Source organism: Fulvivirga marina, assembly GCF_016775155.1.
In the GTDB taxonomy this organism is placed as follows: domain Bacteria; phylum Bacteroidota; class Bacteroidia; order Cytophagales; family Cyclobacteriaceae; genus Fulvivirga; species Fulvivirga marina.
Genome location: NZ_JAEUGD010000061.1, coordinates 71,125 through 85,619 on the forward strand (window position 1 = coordinate 71,125; position 14,495 = coordinate 85,619).

Here is a 14,495-nt window from a genome sequence, read left to right on the forward strand (position 1 = left end):
TACTTAAACAAAACATCATTACTGCGTATTAAATGTGCATTAAATTGACAAATTAAAAATGAAAGAGATCAAATTCGGAATAGCATTTATTGTCTTGTTGAGCGCTTTTGCTTTTACCAACGCTGAGCTATTGAGTACATCACTCAAAATAACTGTTCGAAATGAACTGGGAAACCTTGAGGAAGGTGTTTCTGTTCAACTGTTTCCTACTGAGGAGGATTATAGAAATGAAACTAATCCGGTAACTGAGAAGCAACTAACTGACAGCAAAGGACAGGTAAAGTTTAAAGACCTTGCTTCAAAAGTTTACTTTGTAAACGCTGTTAAGGGCGACAAAAACAATATTGGCGCTGGTGTACAAACTGACACGCTGATTGAAGGAAAAATGAACAAAGTAACTATTATCATAGAGTAAATGCACAGGCAAGACCTGATCAAAAAACTAAACAAGTATAGCCCTGAATTCGAAGCTGAAAAAGAATTCAGGGCTTCATTTTTATCCTTTATTGAAAGGAATATTAACTGCTTTGAAAGGTCTTTGAAAGAAGGCCATATTACGGGTTCAGCATGGATCATTAACGAGACTAGTACCAAAGCACTACTCACCCATCACCACAAGCTTAACCGCTGGCTCCAACTCGGCGGACACGCTGACGGTGACCCTGACATCATCAATGTAGCTACAAAAGAAGCCCTGGAAGAATCAGGGTTAAAGTCTATTCGGCTCGTAAGTAAATCCATATTTGATATTGATATTCACACCATTCCGGCCAGAAAAGCTGATCCCGAGCACCTGCACTATGATATCAGGTTTCTCTTTAAAGCTGATGAAAACGAACCACTCGTAATAAGTAGTGAATCTAAAGACCTTGCCTGGGTTGAAATGGATAAATTAGAAACCCTTGTAGAGTCAAATGACAGTATTATACGTATGATGCAGAAAAGCTTATCCGGTATCTCACTTTAAATCTTCCCCTAAAATATCCTTTTTTGCTCTATTGCCACAAGCCAAAACTTAAATGAAATTTTGCCTCCGAATAACTCAGAATCCCTTTCTAGAGAGAAAAAGAAAAAGTCCTGATAAATCAGGACTTTTTCAACCTTAAAATTAACTGTAATAACACTAAAAAACCATGAAAGACGATGACTTACGCCATCATCCAAGTTAGTAATCCGATTTTTAATAAAGACGAATTATAGATATAACCAGATTATTAAAATTAAAGTTTAAAATGAATAGTGTTTTATAGAAGAAGTTTATCTTGAGGATACCAGCAGTAAAATAAAGCTGATTATCACAATCCAAAACATATAAGGACCTAGCATAGGAACTACAATAATAGCCTTGGCCATAAGTGCCCAAAGTACTATAAGTATAATGGAGACAATTTTAAGCGTTGATCTGGTTTTGCTGCTCATATTATCGTTGGTTTTAGTTTATCAGTAAATATATAAATTTATAAGTTCCTCTTCCATAAGGCTGAAAATTAATACTTTTGCAGTCAAATTCGAACTATGGCTATTATTGGTAAAGAAATCGGCAAGGCAAAATCTATTCTTGAAAGCGGTGAACTGGTAGCAATACCTACAGAAACTGTATATGGACTGGCCGGAAATGCTTTTAATACCGAAGCTATAGCTAAAATTTTCAAGGTAAAGAACAGGCCTTCTTTTGACCCACTCATTGTACACACTTATAACCTCGAGCAGGTTAATAAAATCGTAAAGGAATTACCTCAAAAAGCCAGACTGCTTGCTGAAAGGTTCTGGCCAGGTCCATTGACTTTGTTGCTACCAAAGCAAGTCATCATCCCTGATCTGGTTACTTCGGGTATGGACACGGTAGCCGTACGTATCCCTAACCAACCGCTAACCTTAGACCTGCTTCAGTCTTTGGACTTTCCGTTAGTAGCACCAAGTGCCAACCCTTTTGGGTATGTCAGTCCTACTTCAGCGCAACATGTTGATGATCAGCTTGGTGAAAAAATAGATTATGTACTGGATGGAGGCCCATGTCCGGTAGGCATAGAGTCTACCATAGTGGGGTTTGAAGGTGAGGATGCAATCATTCATAGATTAGGAGGGCTTAGCAAAGAGAAGATTGAAAGCATCATAGGAAAGGTTAGGCTCATGCCCCACTCTTCCTCCAACCCCAAAGCACCAGGCATGCTAAAAAGCCACTATTCTCCAGGCAAGAAAGTGATATTGGGAGATATTGATTTTTTAATAAAAAAATATGGAAAAGACCGCATAGGTATTATCAGCTTTACCAAACCTGCTGAAGGAATAATACTTGAACATCAAGCAGTTCTTGCTCCCGATGGTGACTTGACCACTGCTGCTAAAAATCTTTTCTCATCACTACGCATACTAGACAAAAAGGATATTGATCTTATTCTGGCAGAACCTGTACCCGAGCATGGGCTTGGTCTCGCCATCAACGACCGACTGAAAAGAGCCGCAGCTAAATAACCTACGGCCAAACGTACGCTCCCCATATTTACTTGCTTAACATAAACTTAAAAACAACCAGGTTAGTTAAGCAGTTTAAAATATATTTTTAGATATTTACGCCTTTAAAAAAATAGCCTATGAGAACTATTGACGACATTAACTTTAAGAACAAAAGAGCCTTAATAAGAGTAGACTTTAATGTCCCTTTAAATGACAAGTTTGAAATCACGGATGACACCCGCATCAGGGCTGCTGTCCCCACTATCAAAAAAATTCTTAGTGATGGGGGTTCAGTAGTGTTAATGTCTCACCTTGGCAGGCCCAAAAACGGCCCTGAGGACAAGTTCTCTCTAAAGCATTTAGTTAAAGACCTTTCAGACAGATTCGGGTCTGACGTGAAATTCGCTTCTGATTGTATAGGTGAAGAAGCTGAGGCTAAGTCATCAGCTTTACAGACTGGTGAAATACTCCTTCTTGAAAACCTTAGGTTCCACCCTGAAGAAACCAAAGGTGACGAAGGTTTCGCTAAAAAACTGTCAGTACACGGCGACATTTATGTTAATGACGCATTTGGTACGGCCCACCGTGCTCATGCATCCACCAGCATAGTAGCACAGTTCTTCGAAGAAAAAGTTTGTGGCTATGTAATGGCAGCAGAAATTGATAATGCTCAAAAAGTATTGGATAAAGCAGACAAGCCTTACACTGCCATCATGGGTGGGGCGAAGATTTCTGATAAAATATTGATCATCGAAAAATTATTGGATAAAGTAGATAATCTGATCATTGGCGGTGGTATGTCCTATACCTTCTTCAAAGCTATGGGTGGCAACATAGGCTCATCGTTGGTAGAGGAAGACAAATTGGAGCTTGCCAATGAGTTAATAAAAAAGGCAAAAGATAAGGGTGTAAACCTGGAATTACCTTTTGACTCGGTAATAGCTGATAAGTTTGACAACAATGCAGAAACAGATGTGGTACGCAATGGCGCCATTCCAGATGGATGGATGGGACTGGACATTGGGCCACAAGCCAGGGAGGTGTTTGCCAAAACCATAAAGAACTCTAAAACCATACTTTGGAATGGCCCGATGGGTGTATTTGAAATGTCAAATTTTGCCAAAGGGACTACAGGTATCGCTGAAGCTGTAGTTGAAGCAACTGAAAAGGGGGCATTCTCTCTGATTGGTGGCGGAGACTCTGCCGCAGCTGTTAACCTGCTCGGCTATGGTGATAAGGTTTCATATGTATCAACCGGAGGTGGTGCTCTATTGGAATACATGGAAGGCAAAGAACTGCCAGGGGTAAAAGCACTCGAAAACTAAGTAACATCAAAATATAACGGTGAGATAGCTCACCTGAACTTTAAGCCTCTGATAAGCCAATTATCAGGGGCTTTTTATTTGAGGATAAACCAAAACTACAGGACGCTTAAGGAGACCACATCATTCAAAATGTAGTGTAGTCTATATTTGAGGTCAACTAATTAAGTAATTGTTTAAAAACCAGACAAAATCACCCCAAAGAGACTCCTGATATTTTATCTAATAAAACATAACGTTTAGCTTATTGAATAAAGGCATTTATTGAACTACACTCTTTCCAACCGCCACTGATCATCATACCTTAGCTCTCCACTGTCGATCATTTGACGAATGAGATTAAGAAACATATCTTTTTCAGAAGGATTAATATTTTCCATCAGTTCTTCAACCGTAAGTCGATTCTCCCCTATCAAATGCCTGACCTGTAAGTGGTAACTTTCTATATCGTGCTCTTTATTGTCGTGCTTTTTACTGAGACATACGTCACATATACCGCAATTTCCAAAAGTACTCTCTCCAAAGTACTCAAGTATCAGTTGTGTTCTACAAGTATCTTCACATTGTACATAGTTGATTATGGCCTCCATTTTTTTCCTGGCTGTCTTCTCCCTTTGCTCCAAACGCCCCCTATCCAACTTTAATGTTGTACTATCCTGACGTGATACTATGAAAATTACCTGGGGTTTTTCCTTTCTTTTGTCATAATTCAGTATCCCCTGGTCATCCAGTCGCTCCAGCGCCTTTACAATCTCAGTTTCTGTAGTTCCCAGAATCTTTCCCAATTGCGCTTCAGATATCTTTACAAAGTTACTGAATACCTCTCCTCCGTAAAGCCTTAATAGCGCCTTAATAAAGTAATCATATTTGGCATTGGCAATCTGAAATTCATATAATGCGTGGTTACCAACTGTAAAATGAAGCTGAGAAGGGTTATAAAAACTTTCGTTAAACTGTATCAAACCCTCTTCTTCCAATTTCTTCAATACATAGTAAACCTCCATATGGTTGATCTGATAACGATCTGAGAAGTCTTGAATATCAAAATCAAAGCTCTGACCTAACCCACTGCCTACTGCCATTTTGTAATAGTTGGCCAGACATTGGTAAACCCTCTTAATACTATCTATAGAAGGGTGCTGCTGGTCTAGCTGCGCTTTAAGATCATCTATATCTGCTTCTTCGTAAATGACAACGGCAAATGCTTTCTGTTCATCTCTGCCGGCTCTTCCTGCCTCCTGATAGTACGACTCCAGGTTTTGAGGTATATCCATATGTACCACCACCCTCACATCAGGTTTGTCTATCCCCATACCAAAAGCGTTGGTTGCTACCATGATACGCTTTTTGTTCTTTATCCAGTTATCCTGCTTCGCAGTACGCTCTTCATGGGTAAGTCCAGCGTTGTAAAAATCAACCGAAAAGTTATTTCGATAAAGTAAAGTGGCTATCTGCTTTGTTTCTTTCCTGGTCCGGGTATAAACTATGGCTGTACCTTTAACATTTCTGAGTACCTCCAGAAGTTTTTTTTCCTTATCCTCCACCTTACGAACTGCGTAGGACAGGTTGTGACGAGCAAAGCTCTTCTGAAACACATTATGCTTTTCAAACAACAACTTGTCCTGTATATCATCTCTTACATCAGGCGTAGCCGTGGCCGTAAGTGCTATGATATTAACGTCAGGTATAATTTCACGAATCTTTGCAATTTCCAGATACGCAGGTCTGAAGTCATACCCCCACTGCGATATGCAATGGGCTTCATCCACGGCCAAAAGACAAACAGACATCTTCTGAAGCCGCTCTTTAAAAATGTCTGTTTGCAACCGTTCCGGTGAGAGGTATAGAAACTTTACATCTCCATAAATACAGTTATCAAGCTTGATATCAATTTCCGAGCGGTTCATACCTGAAAAGATGGCCAGAGCCTTAATCCCCCGTTTATTGAGCTGCTCAACCTGGTCTTTCATTAGAGCAATTAGCGGGGTAACCACAATGCAGATTCCCTCGCGAACCATGGCCGGAACCTGAAAACATATTGATTTCCCTCCACCCGTCGGCAACAGCGCAAGTACATCCTCCCCACGTAGGGTAGCGTTCACCACATCATCCTGTACAGCGCGAAAAGCATCGTAGCCCCAGTATTTCTTAAGTACGCTTAAAGGTTGTTGTTCTATAGCATCACTCATCACTTGAAATTACATTTTTTGCCTTGTTATAATTTCTCAATACCCAATTAAAAAATCTAATTCAAATAAACAAAGCAACTGCGACACTATCAACAGCAAGTGAATAACAGAAAAGAGGCCTTCTCAGTGTATTATCATCATTCCTAACCTTGAAGATTCTGACCCAATAAATTATCGGGAGCAGAATCATTGTGATAATAACTTAAAAAAGCCTCTTTTTTGTTGGCGGAACCTGACTATTTAGCCGTTTGAAGCAGCTTAACACCAGTATCTCCCAAGTGCTTTGAAAGAATTTTCTTATAAGCTACAGAGTTAGTATATCCTCCATTTGCATTAAAAAACTCCTCCATTAATGGCTGCCAGTCGCTATTCATTGGCATCACAAACCCAAATTGTTCTGAAGCCTGGTCTCCTATAGGATGTCTTTTCAAAGGTTGTTTCCTTTGTACCGCATCCAGGTAAAAAGCCAGATCCAGATAAGAAAATGCTTTGGGGTCTGACAATACCTTATCTAGGGTCGCCGGACTTGATGCTGCATAAGCTATCTTCATATCAGGATAGTATTTGTTTTTAAGGTCCTGGGTTCTTTTATCATTAAGCGTACCTTTTGCTGTATACGCAGTAAGTCCTTTAAACTTTACAGATATTTCGTCCAAGCTATTAAGTGTGGGTACACTCTTTTGAGTAATCAGGATAGCAAAGTTGGTGATAAAGGGAGGACTAAATTTAATTTCCTTTTTCCTGTTACTTGTTATGGTGATATTGCCTAGACCAAATACACCATTACTGCTACCCTTAACACTATTATACATGCCTGTGAAACTACTTCCATCGCCTACAAATTTACTTGTCACTTTCACTCCTTTAGTTTCATTCACATACTCGATAAAATCATTCATAATATCAACGCATATGCCTGTCAATTTTCCTGATTTATCTTTATAAACGAAACCTGGGGTTTCAACATACGCAAATGAAACTGTACCTGAACCTGCACCCTGAATTTTTTTCCAGGAATCTCCACTGTACTGAGCCATGAGTGGTGATGACACAGCCACCAAAAACATGACACTTATGCTAAAAAATGCTAATAGTTTGTTTGTTTTCATAATATGGGGTTGGTTTATAACTCAAATTAAACATCATCTTAGATTATTACCTATCAAACTTGAAGCCAAAATTGATTTTTTGTGTCTTTTCCAAAAAACACCTGAAAAAAGCTTCAAATATTACCATTTTATTTCTTCCTTATTCAGGAAAGCTGCTATCCCTCGCTGACAGTCCTCGCTGGCTCTTGCCTTTGCATTCATCTCGGCTGCATATTGCAAGCCGTCTTCAAGCGACATGCCCTGCACTTTGGCAATCATCTGCTTGGTAAATGCCATCGACTGCTTACTGTTTTTACTTATTAGCATGTTTGCAAAGCTCTCCACCATTTCTTCAAGCTCAGAAGCAGCTACAACTTTATTAACGATTTCATAGGCCCTGGCCTCATCAGCGCTAATCAACTCTCCTGTAAGCAAAAGCTCCTTAGATTTCATTTCTCCAATTTTTCGCAACAAAAAGACTTTTACAATGGCAGGTATAAAGCCTATCCTTACTTCTGTATAACCAAATTTTGCTTCAGGAACTGTAAAAGCAAAATCGCAAACCGATACCAAACCACAACCACCTGCTATGGCATGCCCCTGAACCTGAGCGATTACAATCTTATCAAGCGTATAAATTTGATAAAACAACTCTTTGAGGTGGTTAGAGTCTTCCAGGTTTTCCTCATAAGTATTAGCTTGAAGCTGCTGCAAATATCCTAGGTCGGCACCTGCACAAAAGGCTTTACCGTTAGCTCTTAGCACGATCACTTTCACCCCGTCATCCTGCGAGGCTTCTGAAAAGGCTTCCTTAAGCTCTGTCACCACTTCGTAACTCAGCGCATTTCGCTTTTCCGGGCGATTTAGTGTTATGTACCCAATCTGTCCTTTTTTACCGTATTCTATAAATTCCATATTTTGATATTTTAATTGAGTTCTATTTCGTAAGCACCTTCGTCATAAACGGAGTAGTATGATAAAGCCAGTTCCTCTGCCTCCCTTTTAAATCCCTTTGCCTGATACCACGACAATGACCCATCCAAGATGATCCTTTTAAAAACAAAGTTATTTTTGATCCATGCCAGGTCCTTATCAAACCTCTTGCAAACCAATACATACCCTACACTAAGGGGATTCTTTAAATCCATTGTCTTACCAACCGGCTGATCTAATATTACAAAACTATTATTTTTGAAATGTGCCATATGCACATTGTTAATAGTCTTTACCCAGGCAGTACTTTCTTGCTGCACCCAATGCACACTCGATATCTCTGAAAGCAAATGGTTGGGTTGAATATGGTAACCTACCTTACCATCCGTTATTTCAAAATCAGGATCCGTATATAAAAATGATTCTCCCTGAGCTATAAAATCAACAGCCGTATGGCCTGAGATATTATAAACCGTTACCTTATCAGAAATCCCCAACAGCCTGATCGTGTGAGATACACTAAAAACTACAGCAAAAGCCAAAGCACTCCAGGCATAACTCATATTTTTATAGTGAAAGAAGATCAAAAAAGATACTATAATGCCAAATATCATAGTAGCTTCTATACCACTAATGCTGACTTCGGTAATTTGAGAAAATGGTAATTCTCTGATTGCGAATACCACCTCATTCATTCCCAACACACACCACTTCAACACCCACCCCAGCCCTGTAGCCAGCGTATCGATAAACCCGAAGGCCAAAACACCAAGTCCCAGACAAAGTGTCAAAGTTGCGCCTGGGATGACTATAATATTGGATAGAAAAAAATAAGTCGGAAACTGATGAAAATACAATAAACATAATGGCACCGTAGCCAACTGCGCAGCAAGAGCCACTGAGGTTAATGCCCATAGTTTATCAGGAATCAAATGATCAAAGACATGTAGTTGATAAACTTTCGGCTGCACATAAACAATCCCTAGCACTGCAAGGTATGAAAGCTGAAACCCCAGGGACATGATTAAATACGGATCATACATGAGAAGGCAAAAAGCTGAAACTGCCATTGTATTATATATATTAGAATCGCGACCACTGACCTGCCCCACAATAATAAAAGTAAACATGGTTACCGCCCGTAATACTGAAGGGGAAAAACCTGTAATCATGGCATAAAACCAAAGCACAAGAATGCAAACAACAGCTACTACCCACCTACCCCTCTTTGTAGATTGAAACCTACCCAAAAGAAAAAATACAATCCCATAGATAATACCTACATGAAGCCCGGAAACCGCCAATACATGCATGGCTCCGGAAGCAGCATAAGCGTCTTGTGTAGTGTCATCCAGATCATCTTTGATCCCCAACACCAATGCCTGAACAATACCCAATTCACGACCAGCCCCAATGCTTTCTTCCAATATATCTGCTGCCCCGGCTCTCAATCTATAGGCCATTGCCCATACAGGGTTCTGTATATTCCCAATAACCTGATAGTCTCCTTGCCTTAAAAAATGTTGATGATAAATGCTCTTAAAGGTCAAAAAACGCTTGTAGTCAAACTCTCCGGGATTCTGTGGCGGCCGGACAGCCTGAGGTGCTCCCTTTACCAGTAGTTGATCTCCATATTTTAGTTGGCTGGATTTATCAACATATAAGTATATCTTACCTAAAGCTTTCTGCCACTGTCCCGCTTGCTTATACCCTCTGACCTCTGCTTTATATCTTATGGTTTTTAATCGTTCTTCCCCAGGATCTTGCAGTGTTGCTACGTAATAAGTAGTACTATTAATGTGGTGAACTATGTGCTCGGAATGCCATCGCTGATCTTCCTGACCGACTCTCAGGTACCCGAGTAAAAAAACTGCAACAAACCCTACCATCGCTATGAGATGATGAGTAGAAAAAAAGTTTTTTTTGAGAATAAAAAACACCAGAATATACAAGATCACTATAGCAACCCCTACCCAAAAAGCACCATTTCCGAGATCGGTGCTACCGAAAAAAATACCCATAAGCACCCCTGCAATAAAGGATGCAGTAATTCTAACGAAGGCATATGGTATCCAGTGAAGCACGCGCCCGAAGATAGTTTTTTTGAGTGCAAGCAACAAGACTGGCTGCTATATGTGGTAGGTGATCAAACAGTAATTCATCCTCAGCTAATCAAGAGAGCCCACGATTTAAAGGATTGATTTACAAAAATTTAAATCCATTTTCCATAACTCTATTTTGCCCATTTCGCGAATAATGTCAGGCCTAATAAAGTGATGACCGGTCGTCTCACAAATCAAAAATGCATTTTCATACCTTCATGGGAGTCTACAAAGCCCAGAGCTTCGTAAAACTCAATGGCCTCAGGTCGTTGTTTATCGGTGGTAAGCTGCAGGAGGTGGGCACCTCTTTTACGAGCTCTCCCAATGGCATACTCAAATATTTTCTTTCCATAGCCCCTTCCCCTATAGCCCTTCTTTACCCGTACACCCTCTATCTGAGCCCGTATACCTCCCTGATAGGTCAGATATTGAATAAATGTAAGCTGAAAAACTCCTATAACCTGCCCCTCTTCTTCTACAACGGTCAACTCCTGATGAGGATCTCTGGCTATATCCACAAAGGCTCTGATATAACTTTGCGGAAGTGGATCTTCAAAACGCTCTCGCTTAGCGCCGAGGTCATCATCCGCAAGCATACTGACAATGTCTTTAAGATCATCAGAGGTGGCCAGTCGATAGGTAGGTTCCTTATCCAATTTTTCTTACCATTTTTTGGTGTTCAATGTCGCATTCCATAAAACGATCGCCTTCAGGCTTGAAGCCAAACTTTTCGTAAAGTGGCATGGCCGAAATCTGAGCATTAAGGTATAGTTTCTTGCCAGCACTATCAGCTTGTACGGCAATATGTTCCAGCACGCTCTCCACCAAAAGAGTACCAACTCCCCTTCCCCTATATGATTTCTTTACAGCAAACCTTTCCAGTTTAATACCTTCGTCAGTAGTTCTCCAACGTGCAGCACCACAAGGCTCATCTCCACAATGCGCCACAAAATGATGTGACTCATCTTCAAAAATATCAAACTCTTCATCCCGGGCTACTTGTTGCTCGTTCACAAAAACTTCTTCTCTGACCTTAAAGGCCTGTTTTAATAGTATATTACTATCTGCGAGTTGGACGGTCACCATTATTTTCTGATTCCTTTTTTTCGTGATCATCATAGGCATCTATGATGTCCTTGACAATTTTATGTCTTACTACATCTTTACCGGTAAGCTCTACAAAGCCTATACCTTTGACGGGACGAAGTATTTTTATTGACTCGATCAATCCTGACTTTTGCTTTTTAGGCAAATCTATTTGAGAAGTATCTCCAGTTATAATCACCTTCGAGTTTGGTCCCATTCTGGTCAGGAACATCTTGATCTGCATAGGCGTAGTGTTTTGGGCCTCATCAAGCAGAATGAATGCATTGTTAAGTGTCCTTCCTCGCATATATGCCAATGGGGCTATTTCAATAATATTATTTTCCATATAATACCTCAACTTCTCGGAAGGTACCATATCAAACAAAGCATCGTAGATTGGGCGCAGATAAGGGTCCAACTTTTCCTTCAGGTCACCGGGCAGGAAGCCCAGCGTCTCCCCGGCCTCCACAGCCGGACGGGTGATGATAATCTTCTTCACCTGCTTATTTTTGAGTGCCTTAACCGCCAGTGCCACGGATATATATGTTTTACCTGTACCCGCAGGTCCTAACGCAAAAACCAGATCATTCTCCCTAACAGCATATACCAGCTTTTGCTGATTGATGGTTTTGGGCTTTATTGTAAACCCCCTTGTACCATAGATCAGTACTTCTTCCTCATCCGGAAGCTTCTCTTCTGCCTCTTTAGCAAGGTAAGTCTGCACATTATCCTCTGTTACTTTTCCATATTTATGATAATGGTCAATTAGTGAGTTTAATATATCATTGATCTTAAGAATTTCCGTGGTACTACCCTTAATCCGGATCTCATTACCACGTGACACAATTTTACTCTTAGGGAAGGCTGAAGCTACTTCTGTGATGTTTTTATTTTGTACTCCCAAGAAGTCTATAAGGGAGATATTTTCCAGCGTAATGACTTTCTCTACCAAATGCTAATTAATTTAAAATGGAATTTTTAATGGTCAAATTTTAACTAATTTTGCCTTAAACAAAAATACGTAATAACAACGGCCGTTCAAAACAGGAAGTTCAGATTTAATAACCATAACATTCGTGTAATGTTGTTACAAAAACGGAACTTGCGGCACAAAAACTCATCACTGCTTATATGGCTATAATCACATTTTTATCTGACTTTGGAGAAAGTGATCATTACGTGGCAGCCGTTAAAGCAAAAATCCTTTCTGTCAATCCCGGAATCTCTGTTGTAGACATCAGCCACCAGATCGCCACCGGTGATATTGCCCATGCTGCATATGTACTCAATGCAGTTTTCAGGGAGTTTCCAAAGGGTACCGTACATCTGGTTGCTGTAAATACATCTGGCCAGTCCGGAGATAGGTATATTGCCGTTGAGCTCGAAAGCCATTTCTTTATAGGTACGGATAATGGTCTTTTTGGTTTGATCAGTGATCAGGAAGCCAGGTTTAAGGTTGATATCAATTCTATCAGTCCAATAAAAACTACCTTTCCTGCCAAGCAGGTATTTGCTCCCGCAGCAGCCAAGCTAGCCAGTGGAAAGGCCCTGCAAGATTTGGGATCACCCCTTGATGAATATAAACGGATGCTTGGCAGACACCTGAAGGCAAATAAAAAGCAAATTGTGGGCAATGTGATAAGGGTAGACCATTATGGCAACCTGATCACCAATATTGACAAGACTACTTTTGACATTCTAAGTAAAGAAAAAGGGTATAACATCACTTTTGGAAGAGAAAGCAGTCGTCGGATTATGGACAATGTAAACGGCGCAGATGCCGGAGATGTATTTATAATTTTTAACGATCAGGGCTTTATGGAGCTGGGCATTAATCAAGGCATAGCCTCTGAGCTTCTTGGCCTGGACTACGACAGTCCGGTGATCATCAATTTTGACGAATAAAACATGCTGATAAGAATTGTACGAATGACCTTCCGTGAGGAAGAGGTGGAGAATTTTCTCAAGATATTTAATGCCAGCAAACACAAAATCCGTTCCTTTTCAGGCTGCAATCACCTGGAACTACATAAAGACTACAACAAAGACAATATATATGTCACCTATAGCCACTGGGATAATGAAAACGCCCTCAATAACTACCGTCATTCCGACCTCTTTAAAAGCGTATGGACAGATACAAAAGCACTGTTTGCTGACAAACCTGTTGCATATTCTCATAGAGAAGTAATGGTAGTTTAGGTTTGGTTTTGAGTAAACAGAGGAAGTAAACAATGAATTAAGTTCAGTATTAAGGGGGACACCAATTGCTTTTTACTTAATAATGGTAACCTGACCCTTTGGCCAACACTTACCTATAAAGCGCCAATGCTTCATTTAGAATAGTCTCAATAGTCTCCACTGGTAAATTATCCTCAGGGTTAACTCTGAATATTTTCATTCGGGAGCGAGTGCCCTTTTCTAGCTGTGGATGATCAAGGTGTTTTCCCTCTACCATAAGGATGTACGGCTCATCAGTTTTCTTATCAGTCCAGAGATAACAAAACATCTTTTTCTTATAACAAAAGCAAGGCATTCCATACTTGCGTGTTTCAGCAATGTTATCATCTTGCCTAAGAATAATATCCCTCAAAGCAAGTAAGCACCCCCTATTAGGCTCCTCTTTGTTCATGTAGAATTGATCAAGCTCTCTGATCATAATTTAATGTTTTGTTCAGAAATACAGGTGAGCATATTGGGCAACATCACCATTTAAACTTAGTAAATACCGACAAATTATGTATTCATTCTTAGTTATTAATGGTATTTTGTAACTATGTCTACCGAAAGTGCAGGTATATTGATGTACCGGATACGTAATAGCGGGCCAGAGGTTTTCCTGGTTCATCCGGGTGGGCCCTTTTTCAAAAAAAAGGACAACGGCTCGTGGAGTATCCCTAAAGGGTTACCGGAAAAAGGAGAAAACCTTGACTGCGCTGCCTTGCGCGAGTTTGAGGAAGAAACCGGACTAAAGCCCGATGGAAACTTGCTGTCACTGGGCGCTATAAAGCAAAAAGGAGGAAAGGTGGTACACTGTTGGGCCATGGAAGGCAATATTCATGAAGACTTTAAGCTAACCAGCAATACCTTTGAAATAGAGTGGCCTCCCCGGTCTGGCAGGAAGCAACGCTTTCCTGAAATAGATAAAGCAAGGTTCTTCCCTATAGAGCAAGCTATTATCAAAATCAATCCCGCACAAGTCACCTTGATAGAGCGGTTACTCGACATCATGGATTAGGAGAGATATTCTTCTTTCGAGTCCATCCTTAATGGCATACCCATCACTCTTCTAACCATCTGAAATTCCCCCATTGGGCTCCC

At 40.3% G+C, this 14,495-nt stretch carries 16 protein-coding genes; 7 read left to right on the plus strand and 9 right to left on the minus strand.

Annotation, left to right across the window (positions count from 1 at the left end):
* The first annotated feature begins 58 nt into the window (after positions 1–58).
* Both JMN32_RS18725 and JMN32_RS18730 read left to right on the plus strand, forming a co-directional pair.
* Positions 59–415, plus strand: coding sequence for a carboxypeptidase regulatory-like domain-containing protein (locus tag JMN32_RS18725; RefSeq protein ID WP_238354540.1), 357 nt, complete (start codon positions 59–61; stop codon positions 413–415).
* Positions 416–967: an NUDIX hydrolase gene (locus JMN32_RS18730; protein WP_202857896.1), complete on the plus strand. Its 552-nt coding sequence runs from the start codon at positions 416–418 to the stop codon at positions 965–967. It begins immediately after the preceding gene.
* Positions 968–1,257: 290 nt separating this feature from the next.
* Here the strand turns inward: JMN32_RS18730 and JMN32_RS18735 are convergent, their stop codons facing one another.
* A complete protein-coding gene (locus tag JMN32_RS18735; RefSeq protein ID WP_202857897.1) occupies positions 1,258–1,419 on the minus strand; it encodes a hypothetical protein in 162 nt (53 codons plus the stop codon).
* A gap of 96 nt (positions 1,420–1,515) precedes the next feature.
* Between JMN32_RS18735 and JMN32_RS18740 the strand changes: the two genes are divergently transcribed.
* Together JMN32_RS18740 and JMN32_RS18745 are read left to right on the plus strand one after the other, a co-directional pair.
* Positions 1,516–2,472, plus strand: a complete 957-nt coding sequence (locus JMN32_RS18740; RefSeq protein ID WP_202857898.1) for an L-threonylcarbamoyladenylate synthase — start codon at positions 1,516–1,518, stop codon at positions 2,470–2,472.
* 119 nt (positions 2,473–2,591) lie between these two features.
* Entirely contained in the window at positions 2,592–3,779 is a 1,188-nt protein-coding gene (locus tag JMN32_RS18745; protein ID WP_202857899.1) for a phosphoglycerate kinase, read from the plus strand.
* A 266-nt stretch (positions 3,780–4,045) separates the two neighbouring features.
* Here the strand turns inward: JMN32_RS18745 and JMN32_RS18750 are convergent, their stop codons facing one another.
* From JMN32_RS18750 to JMN32_RS18780, 7 genes are all read right to left on the minus strand, one after another.
* Positions 4,046–5,965 (minus strand): RecQ family ATP-dependent DNA helicase, encoded by a 1,920-nt coding sequence (locus JMN32_RS18750; RefSeq protein WP_202857900.1) that lies wholly within the window; start codon positions 5,963–5,965, stop codon positions 4,046–4,048.
* A gap of 236 nt (positions 5,966–6,201) precedes the next feature.
* The gene (locus JMN32_RS18755; RefSeq protein ID WP_202857901.1) at positions 6,202–7,074 is read right to left on the minus strand and encodes a substrate-binding periplasmic protein; all 873 of its coding nucleotides are present in this window, start codon (positions 7,072–7,074) and stop codon (positions 6,202–6,204) included.
* Positions 7,075–7,194: 120 nt separating this feature from the next.
* On the minus strand, positions 7,195–7,968 hold the full coding sequence (locus JMN32_RS18760) for an enoyl-CoA hydratase/isomerase family protein (RefSeq protein ID WP_202857902.1): 774 nt from the start codon (positions 7,966–7,968) through the stop codon (positions 7,195–7,197).
* A gap of 11 nt (positions 7,969–7,979) precedes the next feature.
* Positions 7,980–10,103 (minus strand): ComEC/Rec2 family competence protein, encoded by a 2,124-nt coding sequence (locus tag JMN32_RS18765; RefSeq protein WP_202857903.1) that lies wholly within the window; start codon positions 10,101–10,103, stop codon positions 7,980–7,982.
* 179 nt (positions 10,104–10,282) lie between these two features.
* The gene (locus JMN32_RS18770) at positions 10,283–10,744 is read right to left on the minus strand and encodes a GNAT family N-acetyltransferase (protein WP_202857904.1); all 462 of its coding nucleotides are present in this window, start codon (positions 10,742–10,744) and stop codon (positions 10,283–10,285) included.
* Positions 10,737–11,174 (minus strand): GNAT family N-acetyltransferase, encoded by a 438-nt coding sequence (locus tag JMN32_RS18775; protein WP_202857905.1) that lies wholly within the window; start codon positions 11,172–11,174, stop codon positions 10,737–10,739. The genes JMN32_RS18770 and JMN32_RS18775 overlap by 8 nt, the downstream gene beginning before the upstream one ends.
* A complete protein-coding gene (locus JMN32_RS18780) occupies positions 11,149–12,126 on the minus strand; it encodes a PhoH family protein (protein ID WP_202857906.1) in 978 nt (325 codons plus the stop codon). Before JMN32_RS18780 ends, JMN32_RS18775 begins: the two co-directional genes overlap by 26 nt.
* 179 nt (positions 12,127–12,305) lie before the next feature.
* Here JMN32_RS18780 and JMN32_RS18785 point away from each other — a divergent pair, with 179 nt between their 5' ends.
* Together JMN32_RS18785 and JMN32_RS18790 are read left to right on the plus strand one after the other, a co-directional pair.
* On the plus strand, positions 12,306–13,079 hold the full coding sequence (locus tag JMN32_RS18785; protein ID WP_202857907.1) for an SAM hydrolase/SAM-dependent halogenase family protein: 774 nt from the start codon (positions 12,306–12,308) through the stop codon (positions 13,077–13,079).
* A 3-nt stretch (positions 13,080–13,082) separates the two neighbouring features.
* On the plus strand, positions 13,083–13,376 hold the full coding sequence (locus tag JMN32_RS18790) for a putative quinol monooxygenase (RefSeq protein ID WP_202857908.1): 294 nt from the start codon (positions 13,083–13,085) through the stop codon (positions 13,374–13,376).
* A gap of 109 nt (positions 13,377–13,485) precedes the next feature.
* On the opposite strand, the gene JMN32_RS18795 is transcribed toward JMN32_RS18790, so the two are convergent.
* Positions 13,486–13,833 carry a DUF1801 domain-containing protein gene (locus tag JMN32_RS18795; RefSeq protein ID WP_202857909.1) on the minus strand — a complete coding sequence of 116 codons (348 nt, stop codon included), beginning with the start codon at positions 13,831–13,833 and terminating at the stop codon, positions 13,486–13,488.
* A 117-nt stretch (positions 13,834–13,950) separates the two neighbouring features.
* On the opposite strand from JMN32_RS18795, the gene JMN32_RS18800 reads away from it, so the two are divergent.
* Positions 13,951–14,412: an NUDIX domain-containing protein gene (locus JMN32_RS18800; RefSeq protein WP_202857910.1), complete on the plus strand. Its 462-nt coding sequence runs from the start codon at positions 13,951–13,953 to the stop codon at positions 14,410–14,412.
* Positions 14,413–14,495: the final 83 nt, after the last annotated feature.